A 14,871-nucleotide genomic window follows, 5' to 3' on the forward strand; every position below is an offset into this window, starting at 1 on the left:
TTATTTAATATTAAGCTCCCTCACTGAGGAATCTATACTGAGCCATATAAAGATCGTAGTATAGGCCCTTTACCTCTAAGAGTTCTTCGTGAGTTCCAGCTTCTTTTATTCTGCCTTCATCAATAACCATGATTCTGTCGCAGTCTCTTATAGTGGACAGTCTGTGTGCTATAACGAAGGAGGTTCTTCCTCTTAATAGCTTTTTAATACCCTGCTGAACTAGCTTTTCTGTGAAGGTATCGATATTTGAGGTAGCCTCGTCCAGTATAAGAATCCTTGGATTGGCCAGCATAGCTCTGGCGAAGGAGATAAGCTGCCTTTGTCCCAAGGATAGCCTGGAGCCTCTTTCATTTACCTCTGTATCATAGCCCTTTTCCATGGCCATGATGAAGTCATGAGCATTAACGGCCTTGGCTGCAGCTATTATTTCCTCCTCAGTGGCATCAAGCTTACCGTATCTAATATTCTCCTTAATAGTTGTGGAGAAGAGGAAGGTATCCTGAAGCATTATACCCATTTGAGATCGAAGGGACTCTATCTCAACATTTTTTATATTTTTTCCATCGATTAGAATTTCGCCCTCCTGTGTATCATAAAAGCGGCTTAATAGTGCAGTTATTGTGGTCTTCCCAGCTCCTGTGGGCCCAACTAAGGCTATGTTTTCACCAGGAGCTACCTTGAAGCTTACATTATTTAATACTGGACTACCTTCCTCATAGTAGAAGGTAACATCCTTAAATTCAACATTTCCTTTTATCTTAGGCATTTTAACGGAATCATTTATATTCACTATGTCCGGAGAAATATCGATTATGTCAAAGATTCTTTCAGCAGCAGAGAAGTTCTGCACTAAGGTATTATAGAAGCTTGATATATTCATTATAGGTCTCCAGAACATGCCTATATACATGGTAAAGGCTATAAGGGTACCTATTTCAATAGTATTATTTGTTAGTAAGGTAACACCCACCCAATATATCAGTATGATTCCTATACCCCAAGAGAAATCTACCAGGGGCCAGAAGAAGTCATTAATCCTGATGGTATAGGTAAAGTAATTCATAAGATCCCCTACCATGCCTTTAAAGTCCTTAGAGGTGTGTCTTTCGTTAGCAAATGCTTGAACAACTTTAATTCCAGCAAAATCCTCATGGGTAAAGGCATTTAAATTAGAACGTTTTTTTCTGTATGCTATCCATCTCTTCGTAGATATGGTTTCTACTAAAAACATGCCCGCCATCAGGAAGGGAAGGATCAATAAACTTGCAAGAGCTAGCTTAGTATTAAGCAGAAACATCATAACCGTTACCAGTATAAGACTTAAAATCTCAGGAATAAAGGTGGTTACACTGTTGTTAAAAAGCTCCTGAAGGGAGTTAACATCACCAATTACCCTTGCTAATATCTTTCCTACAGGCCTGTTATCAAAGAAGGAGAAGGAAAGCTTCTGTATATGAGAATACAGCTCTTCTCTTATATCAATGAGTATTTTATTAGTAATTGATGACATGGATATTATCCTAATCCTTGTGCATAAGGAGGCTATTAGGTTCATTAAAACTAAAATACCTCCTAGAATAAGAAGTCCCTTTATATCTTTCGAGGCTACATTTACATCAATAGCCCTTTGAAGGAGAAAAGGATTTAATACTCCCACTATCATTACATATATCATTAGAAGTATTACCCCTGCAGCCTTTAATCTGTAGGGCTTAAGATATTTTAAAAGCCTTATGATAATCTCTAGCTTAGAATGTTTTTGGATATCTTCATCCTGTTTTACAGTGTTTCTAGCCATTATACCACCTCACTTTCTAAGGCTTTAAAGTCTTTAAATTGTTCGCAGTATATTTCATAGTAGCGGCCTCTAAGCTTTAGAAGCTCTTCGTGTGTTCCTTCTTCAACAATAGTTCCGTTTTCTAAGAATATAATTTTGTCTGCATTTTTAACGGAGGAGATTCTGTGAGCGATAATGAAGGTAGTACACTTATTTATCCTATTTTTAAGATTTTTAAGAAGTGCATACTCTGTCTCCATATCCAGGGCAGAGGTTGCATCATCAAGGATCAATATAGCTGAATTTCTGATTATAGCCCTTGCTATAGAAATTCTCTGCTTCTGTCCCCCTGATAGCCCTATACCTCTTTCTCCTACAAGAGTATCGAAACCATCCTCCAGCTCAGCTATAAAGTCGCAGCAGGCAATTTTAGCTGCAGCTTCAATCTCCTCATCGGTAGCCTGTTTATTTCCAAAGCGGATATTTTCTCTTATGGTTTCAGAGAAAAGGAAGGTATCCTCTGGAACTACGGACATGCTACTTCTTAAGGAGTATAAATCCATTTCTTGTAGTGGAATTCCATCCACCAATACCTCTCCTTCTTCAGGATCATAATATCTCCCTATAAGATGAAGGAGTGAAGACTTACCAGAGCCTGTACCACCCATTACTGCTACAGTGCTACCGGCTTCTACTTTTAGATTTATATCCTTTAATATTTCTTCCTCCTCAGAATATCTGAAGGAAACCTCTTTAAAGTCTATTTCTCCCTGGATTACCTCTGGAGAAACAGCATTAGGAGGAGAAACTATTTTAGATGGTCTATCTAAGATAGCAAATATTTTCTTTGAGGAAGCTTGGTTTTGTGCCAGCATGTTTGTGAGCCAGCCTAGGTTTCTCATTGGCCAAACTAGATTCCATATATACTGACTGAAGGCAAATAAATCACCAAAGGACATTTCTCCTTGAATAACTAGAACCCCACCAAAAATCAGCATTATAACTACAGAAAGGTTAGTGAGAAGCTCAATGGGAGGATAATAGGTTGCCAGTCCTTTTGCCTGCTTCATATTCAGATTATAATTGGTTTTATTCATCTCAAGGAATTTTAATATTTCATGCTTTTCCCTGGCAAAGGCTTTAACTAGTCTAACACCAGCGATGTTTTCTTGAGCAGTAGTGTTTATCACTGCTGCCTGATCAGAAATAGCCTCATAGCTCTTCATGATATTCTTTTCTAGCTTTATAGCTAAAAAGCCAATAGGAATCATTATGCTTATGCAAGCAAGAGCTAGCTTATAGTTTAAAATAAATAGTATTGCAGAGCTTGTAACAAAATAAATGATATTTTCCACAAATAATCTTAGGCCGAAGGATATGGTTCTCCATATATTATCTACGTCCTCACCTATTCTTGACATGAGCTCACCGGTATTCATACTGTCAAAATAGCTGAATTCTTGACTCTGAATATGGTTGAAGAGCTCATTCTTAAGAGATTCATTGACCTTTGTAGATAATACATCAAAGAGATATTCCTTGGTATAACCAAAGATATTTTTTATTAAGGTTAAGCCTAATATAGCAAGGAGCAGCAGCTTTAAAAGTCCAAAGCCTCCATCTCCATAAATTACATCATCTACAATTAATTTTGTAACATAGGGTGTTAAGGTATCGGCAGCAATAACCAGAAGCATGGCTGTCACAGGTATTAAAAGTAATGCCTTGTGACGAAGGATGTACTTAAATATTCGTTTCATTGAATCAACCTCCTTTATTGTTGAATTTAAGCACTTGGATACATCTTTGTTGAAAGAGGTGAATAGGCAAAAAAAGCTATGGTACGCCCATAGCTTTTTGTTAAAAGTATAATTATTAAAAAAAGCCAAGGGCAAGATAACCCTTGGCTCTCTAATTTCATAATAAAATAAACCTAATTACCACTTTGAAACAAAGATAGGGCATCAAAAAAATTAGTATTCTGTTGTGTGTTATTTGAGGAATTGAATATTCTCATTTTCACTTGTCCTATCTCCTTTCATTGAATTGACTATTAGTTTAGTCTTTTTTCATATTACAGTAATTTTTTGTGATTGGCAATAGTATTTGGAAAATTTTAAATTATTTATTTTTCTTTTATAATATATACTATTATTTTAAATACATTTCGCCAACTAATACTACGTCTCCAGCACCTACAGTTAGGAGTAGGTCTCCTGGCTTAAGCTTAGCTGAAACATATTCTAAGGCCTCTTGGTGTGAGTGTACATTAACACAGGGGAGACCGGTTTTTCTGATAGCATCTCCAAGCATTGTAGAGTTTATCTCTCCTGTATCCTTTTCTCTGGCAGCATATATATCCATAAGAATCAGCTCTTCAGTGCCCTCAAAGCACTTTGTAAACTCTTCAAAGAGAGTTTTTGTTCTGGTGTAGGTATGTGGCTGGAAGATACAGTATATTTTGTTATGAGGATAGCTTTCTGCAGATGCAAGGCTAGCTTTTATCTCTGTGGGATGGTGAGCATAATCATCTATCACTGTTACTCCATTTTTAGTCCCTTTAATCTCAAAGCGCTTATGAGCCCCTTTAAAATTGTGAAGACCGCTAGCTATAGCTTCAGAAGATATTTTAAATAATTCACCAACTATTACAGTGCACAGAGCATTCAAAATATTATGTTTACCCTGAACTCTCAAGGCTATTGAAGTTAACTTCTTATTTCCCTTGTATACATCAAAATTAGGACAGCCCGTATCATCAAAGCTTATATTTTTTGCAGTATAATCTCCATGATCAAAGCCATAGCTTAGGGTATTACAGGGAGCGTCCTTAAGAATTCTTGCAACCCTTTCATCCTCAGCGTAGCCTATGAGGTAGCCGTCCTTAGGTACTATATGAGAAAACTCTCTAAAGGTTTCCTCTATATGCTCTATATCCCTATAATAATCTAAGTGGTCTGCATCTATATTTAGTATTATTCCTATATAAGGAAAGAATTTCAAAAAAGATGCCTTATATTCACAGGCTTCAGTGATAAAATACTCGCTATTTCCTACACGAAAGTTACCATTTATAATATCAAGCTCTCCACCCACAAGAATCGTAGGATCAACCTCCCCCTCTAAGGCTACATGAGATATCATTGAGGTGGCGGTGGTCTTTCCGTGGGTGCCAGCAACAGCAACGTTATATTTATGACCCTGCATTATATGTCCTAAAAATTCTGCTCTATCCATGGCGTGTATAGAATTTTCTCTGGCATAGCTAAGTTCAGGGTTTTCTTCTGGAATTGCTGCGGTATAAACTACAAGATCTGCATCCTTTATATTTGAGGAATTATGTCCTATGTATATTTCAGCACCTAATTTTCTTAAGTTATCAAGTATATGAGATTCTTTGGCATCTGAGCCGGATACCCTATAGCCAGCATTTAAAAGCACTGCTGCTAGTCCGCTCATGCTTATCCCACCAATACCTATAAAGTGAACCTTTTTATTCTTATCCTTTATAAAATCGAATGACAAATTATCAACTCCCTTTTAAATAGCTCCTTAATCATTATATACATTTTTCAAATAAAAAAACACAAAATGAAGATATTTAATATTACCATAAAAAAATCATATATATTAGGGAGTATATATTTACTTTTAATTATATTATATCTACAATATGTAAATCTTTTGAGGCTGATAGATTGATAAAGCATTGATCAGTGATAATTAGAGGCTTGCTTATAGAATTTATATCCATCTTTATAATTGTCCCGGTGGCTCCGTTGCTTAACAGAATTTGATTTCCTATATAAAGGTTCATCATATTTTTTATAAATAGATGACAAAGCTTTGGGTCAAGAGTTTTGAAGCTGCAATCACGAATCTCCTCAAGAGCCGATAATGGACTAATTCTTTCCTTATAAACTCTATTGGAGGTCATGGCATCAAAGGTGTCAGCTATTGCTATTATTTTTCCGTAACTGCTTATGCTATCTCCTTTAATTCCGAAGGGATAACCGCTGCCGTCCTCTCTTTCGTGATGCATAAGTACGGCTATAGCTACTGAGCTATCTAAGAAGGGAATTTTTTTTAAGATTTCATATCCTAGCTGAGAATGAAGCTTTACCATATTATACTCATTTTCAGTCAAAGCTCCTGGCTTATATAATATTTTTTCATCGATTTTTTCCTTACCTATATCATGAAGGAGGGCTGCATAGGATAAAAGCTTCAGATTTCGTGGAGAGTATCCAAGCCATCTTCCTATTAGCACAGATAAAATAGCTGTATTGATAGAATGTCTGAGGTCGTAATCCTTGAGGTTTCTTACTGTAGTGATATTTTTAATCATAATTTCCTGGTGAATATCTGTAGTAAGAAGCTCCTTAGAGAGATTTCTGACCATATTTATATCAGGATCATCTCTAACTTCTAGCCTTGAAAACATCTTGAAGCAAGTATGAGTTACTCTTTTAAAAAAATCCTCTGCTTCTATCATTGAGGCTTTGGTTTCTTTTTTATAAGAAGAAAGTAGGGAGTTATCAGGATAATAAACCTCAAGAAGTGCTTCAGGATAAGTTTCCTTGATTTTGTTTGCTATCCTTTGAGAAATTTCTACATCCTTGTTCAGGAGTCTTATATTGTTAACTATAAAATTTTTGCTGACCACCATACCTTCCATGAGTTCAGAGGCAGGTATTTTTATAACCTTATTTTTCATAATTATACCTCAGCTAAAATATATTGATGAATATATTTTATCAATAATTGCAATTACTGTAAATATTTTCATTAGTGCGCATAATTATACCTTCTGTTAATCAAGGAGCTTAATTTTATATTTACAATGATTACATATTGTAAAATAAGGCAAAATGGAATAAAATATGAATATTAGAAGAGAAAATTATATTCATAATTCGTGTTTAATAAATATAAGAGGTGATTATTATGGAGAAATTTACTAGAAATAGCAGAGTGTCAGCAATAACCAGAATTTTAACCGCTAGACCTAATACGGTAATAAACTATAATTATTTTTGCGATTTATTAAAGAGTGCAAAATCTACAATAAGTGAGGATATTGTCATTGTTAAGGAAGCAATGGGAAGAATTGATGGTGGAACGGTAGAAACTATAGCAGGGGCCTCTGGTGGGGTTAAATATTTGCCTAATATGAGCTATAATGATAAAAAAGCTTTTGCTGAAGAGCTCTGTACCCTTTTAAAGGATAAGAGTAGGGTTGTCCCTGGAAACTTTATATATATGACAGATATTATGTTCGACCCAAGAATAATAGGCGCAGCTGGGGTTATTTTAGCTTCCTGCTTCTATGAGAAAGAAGTGGATTGCGTGGTTACCGTGGAAACAAAAGGAGTGCCTCTTGCCTATGAAGTGGCTAAGAATCTGGGAGTTCCCCTAGTAACTGTAAGACGAGAAGCTAAGGTTACTGAAGGTCCAACGGTAACTATTAATTACCTCTCTGGCTCCTCTGGTAGGATTCAAAATATGTCTCTTGCAAAGAGAAGCTTAAAGAAAAACTCCAAATGTATTTTTATTGATGATTTTATGAGAGCTGGAGGTACAGCTGCAGGTATAAAAGATTTGCTCAGGGAGTTCGAAAGTCAGCTTGTTGGTATAGGAGTATTGGTGGATAATGTAGGTGCAGGAAGAAAATTGGTGGAGGATAGGATTTCTATATTAGAATTTACCTCTGTGGATGATGAAGGAAATATAAATATGCAGCTTTCGCCAATGTATAATAGTTAAAATTGTATAAAAAAATTCAAATTTATTAATAAATATTTAATTTTTAAAAAATATTCACAAAAAAAGAGGGAATTGAGAACAAATAGAGAAATAGTAACATATCGTGATAACGCTACTGGAGGTGTAATATATGCAGATTAATGATGTAAGGATTAGAAAAATCTCTGCAGAAGGTAAAATGAAAGCTATTGTATCCGTAACCTTTGATAATGAATTTGTAGTTCACGATATAAAGGTTATTGAAGGGCAGAATGGACTGTTTATAGCCATGCCCAGCAGAAAAACTCCCGATGGAGAGTTTAAGGACATAGCCCATCCCATCAATACAACAACAAGGGAAAAGATCCAAGAGGCTATATTAACTGAGTATGAAAGAGTCAGAAATGAAGAAGTTGACGTAAGTGAGGGCGTTTTAGAGGTATAGGTAAGAGAGAGCTTAAGGCTCTCTTTTTTTTGACAATATATGAGTAAAACTATAGCCTTATATTGCATTGAATTCTATGGTAAAATATATTATGTTAGAGTAAGCTATGGTTAAAATTATGTTGAGATATTTTTTAAATGAATCTGAGGTGGAAAAATGATAAATTGTGCGTTAATATTAGCAGCTGGTCAGGGAAAAAGGATAAAGTCTAAGCTTCCTAAGGTGCTTCATAAGGTTTGTGGTAAAGAGATGGTTAATCATGTCATTGATACCATGAGAGAGGCGGGCTTTCAGGAGGTCAATGTTATAATTGGAAAGGGTGCTGATAGGGTTAAATCAGACACTTCCTCCAGGGAAGTAAGCTACTCCCTTCAAGAAGAGCAGCTGGGAACAGGGCATGCAGTAATGTGTGCTGCTGAGTATTTAAAAGATAAAAAGGGAACAGTAGCAATATTTACTGGTGATGCTCCACTAATACAGGTGGATACGGTTAAGAAATTTTTAGCCTATCATGAAGAGGAGAAAAATTCTGCTACTTTATTATCTTCTATAGTATCTGATGCTACAGGTTATGGAAGAATAGTAAGAAATGGCAGTGAGGTTGTGAAAATTGTTGAGCATAAGGATTGTACTCCAGAGCAGCTGCAGATTAAGGAAATAAATGCAGGTATGTATTTGTTTGATATAGAAGAGCTGCTAGCTTCTTTAAAATCACTTTCCAATAATAATTCTCAAGGGGAGTATTATTTGACTGATGTTGTGGGGATTTTAAAATCTCAGGGAAGAAAATTAGGAGCACTTCCTATTGATTTTCAAGAAACTCTTGGAGTAAATTCAAGAGGCGAGCTTGCTATTGCTGAAGATATAATGAGAAAAAGAATAAACAAAAAACACATGGATAATGGTGTGACTATTATAGATCCCACAAGCACATATATTGGTGTAGATGTGGAGATTGGCCAGGATACTATAATATATCCTAATAATGTTCTTGAAGGAAAAACTATTATAGGAGAAGATTGTATACTATATCCTAATTGCAGAATATGTGATAGTATAGTAAAGGATAATGTGACAGTACAGAGTTCTGTTATCTTAAATAGTGAGGTAGGAGAAGGAACGGATGTTGGTCCTTTTGCCTATATAAGGCCAGAGAGTGTCATCGGGAAAAATACCAGAATAGGAGACTTTGTAGAAATAAAGAAGGCCACCATTGGAGATGGCACCAAGGTTTCCCATTTGACCTATATAGGTGATGCAGAGGTTGGTAAGGATTGTAATTTTGGCTGCGGTACCGTAGTTGTAAATTATGATGGAAATAAAAAGCATAAAACAATTGTAGGGGATAATGTATTTGTTGGATGTAATACTAATTTAGTTTCTCCTGTTATGGTAAAGAATAATAGCTATATAGCTGCTGGTTCTACCATTACTAAGGAGGTCCCCCAGGGAAGCTTGGCCATTGCTAGAGCTAAGCAGGTTAATATTGATGGTTGGGTAGAGAAAAGAGGTTTATTTAAGAAGAAGAACAAATAAAGATAATTGATATCTTTAAACTCACACTCATAACAATATCAAGGAGGGTCCACCTATGATAACCCATGGGAAAAGTATTAAAATTTTTGCGGGTAATTCTCATCCGCAGCTTGCTAGAGATATAGCAAACATTTTAGGAGTGCCGCTAGGGGATGCTGAAGTAGGTACTTTTAGTGATGGAGAGATTAAGGTTGATATAAATGAAACGGTTAGAGGAGCAGATGTTTTTGTTGTTCAATCTACCAATCAACCAGTAAATAATAATATTATGGAGCTTCTTATAATGATTGATGCCTTCAAGAGAGCTTCTGCAGGAAGGATTACTGCGGTAATTCCCTATTATGGTTATGCGAGGCAGGATAGAAAGGCTAAATCTAGAGATCCAATAACTGCTAAGCTAGTAGCAGATATTATTACCAGTGCAGGAGCTGATAGAGTTCTTACTATGGACCTTCATGCCTCTCAGATCCAGGGGTATTTTAATATTCCATTAGATCATCTCTTAGGAGCACCTATCTTAGCTAAGCATTTTATTAAGGAAAAGAATATGCTAGATAGAGATGATGTAGTAGTAGTATCTCCTGATCTTGGTAGTGTAACAAGAGCAAGAAAATTTGCTGATAAGCTTCATGCACCTATTGCTATAATTGATAAGAGAAGACCTAAGCCTAATGTATCTGAAATTATGAATATTATTGGAGATGTTAAGGATAAAACCTGTATCCTCATTGATGATATGATAGATACAGGAGGTACTATTGCCAATGCTGCTAATGCACTTATAGATTTAGGGGCAAAGGAGGTTTTTGCCTGCTGTACCCATGGAGTTCTTTCAGGACCTGCTTTTGATAGAATTAATGCTAGCTCAATTAAAGAGCTTATAATGCTTAATACTATAGATTTACCTGAAGGAAAGGACTTACATAAGGTTACATCTCTTTCTGTAGCTCCAATATTCGCTGAGGCTATAAGAAGAATTTATGATGATGTACCACTTAGCAAGCTTTTTGAAAACAGCCTATAATAAACAGAAGATTAAGGTAAGAGGATTCTAATAGAGTCCTCTTTTTTATCCATGATAATAATTCCCTCAGAAAAGTATTTTGCTTCCATAGGTAAAGACTTTTTAAATATTTGTAACTTTTAGTAAAAGCTATATAAAATATAGTATAAATTTGTTAAATTTATAATAGTAGCTGAAAATTTTGTTGGGTTTCAGTAAAAAATAGATGTACTAAATAATAGTAATTAAAGGAGTGTGTGAAATGGAAGGAATACTTGGAAAAATATTGGTAATCGATGACGATGAAAATATATGTGAAGTGATAAAGATGTACTTGGAGAGCTCTGGCTATGATACAAAAGTTGGACATAATGGTAAGGTAGCTCAAGAGCTATTCATGGATTACAAGCCTGACCTTGTGCTTTTAGATGTTATGATACCAAGCATGGATGGAATCGATGTGCTCAAGTGGATTAGAAAAGAAAATGAAACCCCGGTTATAATGCTAACAGCTAAGGGGGAAACCTTTGATAAAGTTTTAGCTTTGGAGCTTGGAGCTGATGATTATATAGTTAAGCCCTTTGAGCCCAAGGAGCTTATAGCTAGAGTTAAAGCGGTTATAAGAAGATATAATGTAGAAGTGGGAGTTAAGGAAGCAATTACTTATCCTGATTTGACTATAGATGTAAACTCTTATAATGTAACCTATAATGGTGATGAAATCAAAATGCCTCCTAAGGAATTTGAGCTTCTTTATTATCTTGCCAGCAACAAAAATAGAGTGTTTACCAGAGAGCAGCTTTTATGTGAGGTGTGGGGCTATGATTACCCAGGAGATTCCAGGACTGTAGATGTTCATATCAAGAGACTTAGAGAAAAGCTTCATGGAGGATCTAACTGGCAGCTAGAGACAGTATGGGGAGTAGGATATAAGTTTGAGGTTAAATAAATGAAAAAAAACAGTTTGGTTTCTAAACTGTTAATAACCTTTACTGCAATCATTGCCTTTACATTTATCATTATTGCTACAGTATTATCTATGTGGTTTGAAGATTATTACTATGAGGATACTCATCGTATCCTGAAGGGACAAAGCGAACTGGTGAAGAATGCCTTCGTAGACTGGTACAATAATAAAAGTGCCGCTGCTCTAGGGGAGCTTCAAAATATTATAAATTTTGTAGCTAATACCACCAATTCGGATATTATTGTAACAGGAAGAAACAGGGGAATTCTAGCTGTTTCCAATGGAAGTCTTCAAACCGGTGGATATCTTGGAATTGGGAATGACATTAATGTTTTAATGGAAGGGAATTCTATTGTAAAGGAAACAGTTTATGACGAATCCTTTGGCAGAAAGTCCTATGTTTATATGACACCAATATTTCGAGAAAAGCTATTTAGCGGAGTGATTTTAATGTCCATTCCTACAGAGGATATTATGACTCCCATAAAAAAGGTTTATACAATCATCTGGATAACTGCTATATTAGCACTTACAGCCTCTAGTATAGTGATATATTATTTTGCTCAAAAAATATTAATAACACCATTATCAAAAATCAATGTTGCGGCAAGAAAACTTTCTAAGGGGGAAGTTGACAAAAGAGTTTATGTAGAAACAAACGATGAAATAGGTGAGCTTGCTGAATCCTTTAATACAATGGCTGATTCTCTGGCAGAGGTGGAAAAGAACAGAAGAGATTTTATCTCTAATGTATCCCATGAGCTGAGAACGCCTATTACCTCCATAAAGGGCTTTGTAGCTGGGATAATGGACGGTGTAATACCGAAGGATAAGGAAGGCTACTACATGAAAATTGTTTATGATGAGATAACAAGGCTCTCTAGACTTGTAAATGAGCTTTTAGATTTATCAGCCATGGAGGCTGGAAAACTAATCCTTAAGTTTAGTGAATTTGATATTAATGAAATTATAAGGATTTGTATAATTAATTTAGAACCTAAAATCAAGCACAAAAAGCTCGAGGTAGATGTAGTGCTTGAAGGAGATCACCTTTATGTTAATGGGGATAGGGACAGACTTATACAGGTTGTCACTAATCTAGCTGATAATGCTGTTAAGTATTCTAATGAAGGTGGCTATATAAGGGTAACCAGTAAAAGTAGGGGAAGTAAAGCATATATCAGTATTTATAATGATGGACCTGCTATTTCTGAAGAAGATATGAAGAATATTTGGGACAGATTTTATAAGGCTGATAAATCGAGAACTAATAAAGTTAGCACAGGACTGGGCCTCTCTATAGTTAGAAACATATTAACTCAGCATGGAGAGGAAATTTGGGCTGAAAACAAAACTCCAGAAAAAGGCGTAACCTTCACCTTTACCCTTAAAAAGAAATAGCAGGAGTTTAAAGGTTGTAGGAGGTGCTGTATTGCAGAATAATAGCGATAAGGATAGCCTGTGGGCTTGGAAGGATATAAAGAAAGAAAATAAGAAAAGAAATACCGAAGGTGAAATAAAGTTTAAGCAGAATTATAGGAAGCAGAGGGTAAATGATTTAATGAAAGCGTTAGGTCTAATAGTTATAGCTGTGCTTTCAGGCTTTGTATCTGCTTATTTCTTTTTTACAAACCTTGACACAATCACAGTTTCCACAGGAGGTGACAGTTCTTTGGAGGAGAGAGAAAATCTATCCTCTACAATGTCAAGTAATGGGATATATAAGGTTGTTTCAGGTGTTTACTCATCAGTGGTGGGCATTGGAGGCAGTGAAGAAAGCTTTACTATCAACGCCTTACAAAACACAGCTAATATCTCTGGCTTTATAATTAAAAATGATGGATATATAGTAACTAATTATAGCGGGGTGAAGGACCTAGAGAAGGTATATGTTAAGCTTCCTGATGGAGATGCTAAGCCCTTAGAAGCTTCCATAGTGGGTTTTGATATTGATTCTGACATAGTGCTATTGAAGGTAGATGCTTTTGGCCTCACTGTAGCGAAAATCGGTGATGTATCTAACTCTATTGTTGGAGATACTGTCATCGCCGTGTCAAATAATATCGGAGAAGATTATATAGGTACTGTAACCACAGGAATAATAAGCTCCACAAATAAAAAGATGGAGCTTACTAAGGATAATGCTCAGGAAACCCTTGCTTATGCGCTTCTACAGACTACTCTAAGTCTCAATAATTATAATGAGGGAGGAGTAATAGTTAATCTTTCCGGTGAGGTTTTAGGAATTATATCAAGGACTATTGATGGAAAATATACCAATGCTGGACTTAATCATGCCATTTCTATAGCTGAAATAACTAAAATAATTGATGGAATAATAACCGGTGGAGAGTCTAAAAGACCTTCCCTTGGTATAGTATTTAATACCATAACAGGTAGTAACGAAGGCGAGGTAAATGGAGTCTATGTTACAAGCCTAACACAGGACGGTGCAGGAGCTAAGGCTGGTATCAATGTTACTGATATAATAATCAAGCTTGATGGTACTGATATAACCAAAAAAGAGGATATTTATGAAGTGCTAGAGAAAAGGAAGGTTGGAGATTTAGTTGAATGTATAGTATGGAGAGAGGGTACAACTGAAACTCTTACAATCCAGCTGGAGGCTGCCTCAAAATAATGTTAAAAGTAATTAATATAATTTGCAAAATAATAAAGAGACTTGAAAGTAGAGTCTCTTTATTATTTTAAGCTTTTATTATATTATGTTATGGAGAGAAATAATTTACTTACAGCTATAAAGCATTTGAAAGGTTGGAAATAAAATGTATGCAATTATTGGACTAGGAAATCCTGGCAAGGAATATGAAAACACAAGACATAATGCAGGCTTTCAAGCGGTAGATTTCCTTTCCGCTAAGTATAATATTGATATAAATAGGAAAAAATTTAAAGGAGATATAGGTGAAGGTATTATTGAAGGAAATAAGGTCATACTTTTAAAGCCTTCTACCTATATGAATCTCAGTGGAGAAAGCATCAGAGAGCTCGCTGCTTTCTATAAGCTTTCCATGGATGAGATAATAGTTCTATATGATGATATAAGCTTAGAAACTGGTAGGCTTAGACTCAGAGGAAAGGGTAGTGCTGGAGGCCACAATGGTATTAAAAGCATAATTTCTCATTTAGGTGATGATTTTCCAAGGGTTAAAATTGGAGTTGGAGCTCCTAATGGTGATTTAGTGGCTCACGTGCTGGGAAAGTTTTCGAAGGAAGAAGAGGGACTTGTGAAGAAGGCTATTGAGGCTGCTGGAGAGGCGGCTGTGGTCATTATGAAGGAAGGCTTGCAGGAAGCCATGAACAAATTTAATAGCTTTAAGGCTTAGATATTTTATACTGTGCTTTAGCTCTATCAGGGAGTTAAAGCCTGTTTGTAT

Annotated in this window: 12 protein-coding genes; 8 read left to right on the plus strand and 4 right to left on the minus strand. The window is 35.7% G+C overall.

The window, feature by feature from the left end; all coding sequences use genetic code 11:
- Nucleotides 1-10 precede the first annotated feature (10 nt).
- The 4 genes from ACPWSR_RS10480 to ACPWSR_RS10495 all read right to left on the minus strand — a co-directional run bounded on the left by ACPWSR_RS10480 (nucleotide 11) and on the right by ACPWSR_RS10495 (nucleotide 6,494).
- Nucleotides 11-1,798 carry an ABC transporter ATP-binding protein gene (locus ACPWSR_RS10480; RefSeq protein ID WP_426348188.1) on the minus strand — a complete coding sequence of 596 codons (1,788 nt, stop codon included), beginning with the start codon at nucleotides 1,796-1,798 and terminating at the stop codon, nucleotides 11-13.
- On the minus strand, nucleotides 1,798-3,537 hold the full coding sequence (locus tag ACPWSR_RS10485) for an ABC transporter ATP-binding protein (protein ID WP_426348189.1): 1,740 nt from the start codon (nucleotides 3,535-3,537) through the stop codon (nucleotides 1,798-1,800). Before ACPWSR_RS10485 ends, ACPWSR_RS10480 begins: the two co-directional genes overlap by 1 nt.
- Nucleotides 3,538-3,928: 391 nt before the next feature.
- Complete coding sequence (gene murC, locus ACPWSR_RS10490) at nucleotides 3,929-5,302, minus strand: UDP-N-acetylmuramate--L-alanine ligase (RefSeq protein ID WP_426348190.1); 1,374 nt, start codon at nucleotides 5,300-5,302, stop codon at nucleotides 3,929-3,931.
- Nucleotides 5,303-5,432: 130 nt separating this feature from the next.
- A complete protein-coding gene (locus ACPWSR_RS10495; protein ID WP_426348191.1) occupies nucleotides 5,433-6,494 on the minus strand; it encodes an HD-GYP domain-containing protein in 1,062 nt (353 codons plus the stop codon).
- A gap of 230 nt (nucleotides 6,495-6,724) precedes the next feature.
- Here ACPWSR_RS10495 and purR point away from each other — a divergent pair, with 230 nt between their 5' ends.
- From purR to pth, 8 genes are all read left to right on the plus strand, one after another.
- Nucleotides 6,725-7,543 carry a pur operon repressor gene (gene purR / locus ACPWSR_RS10500; protein ID WP_426348192.1) on the plus strand — a complete coding sequence of 273 codons (819 nt, stop codon included), beginning with the start codon at nucleotides 6,725-6,727 and terminating at the stop codon, nucleotides 7,541-7,543.
- A gap of 130 nt (nucleotides 7,544-7,673) precedes the next feature.
- A complete protein-coding gene (gene spoVG, locus ACPWSR_RS10505) occupies nucleotides 7,674-7,967 on the plus strand; it encodes a septation regulator SpoVG (RefSeq protein ID WP_426348193.1) in 294 nt (97 codons plus the stop codon).
- 156 nt (nucleotides 7,968-8,123) lie between these two features.
- Nucleotides 8,124-9,503 (plus strand): bifunctional UDP-N-acetylglucosamine diphosphorylase/glucosamine-1-phosphate N-acetyltransferase GlmU, encoded by a 1,380-nt coding sequence (gene glmU, locus ACPWSR_RS10510; protein ID WP_426348194.1) that lies wholly within the window; start codon nucleotides 8,124-8,126, stop codon nucleotides 9,501-9,503.
- 55 nt (nucleotides 9,504-9,558) lie between these two features.
- Nucleotides 9,559-10,527, plus strand: a complete 969-nt coding sequence (locus ACPWSR_RS10515; protein ID WP_426348195.1) for a ribose-phosphate diphosphokinase — start codon at nucleotides 9,559-9,561, stop codon at nucleotides 10,525-10,527.
- A gap of 241 nt (nucleotides 10,528-10,768) precedes the next feature.
- Nucleotides 10,769-11,455, plus strand: a complete 687-nt coding sequence (locus tag ACPWSR_RS10520) for a response regulator (protein WP_426348196.1) — start codon at nucleotides 10,769-10,771, stop codon at nucleotides 11,453-11,455.
- Entirely contained in the window at nucleotides 11,456-12,874 is a 1,419-nt protein-coding gene (locus tag ACPWSR_RS10525) for a HAMP domain-containing sensor histidine kinase (protein ID WP_426348197.1), read from the plus strand.
- Between the two features lie 31 nt (nucleotides 12,875-12,905).
- A complete protein-coding gene (locus ACPWSR_RS10530; RefSeq protein WP_426348198.1) occupies nucleotides 12,906-14,114 on the plus strand; it encodes a S1C family serine protease in 1,209 nt (402 codons plus the stop codon).
- A 145-nt stretch (nucleotides 14,115-14,259) separates the two neighbouring features.
- Complete coding sequence (pth, locus tag ACPWSR_RS10535) at nucleotides 14,260-14,820, plus strand: aminoacyl-tRNA hydrolase (RefSeq protein WP_426348199.1); 561 nt, start codon at nucleotides 14,260-14,262, stop codon at nucleotides 14,818-14,820.
- Nucleotides 14,821-14,871 lie beyond the last annotated feature (51 nt).

The sequence above is a fragment of the Alloiococcus sp. CFN-8 genome, from assembly GCF_049943125.1.
GTDB lineage: Bacteria > Bacillota > Clostridia > Clostridiales > Clostridiaceae > JAEXZL01.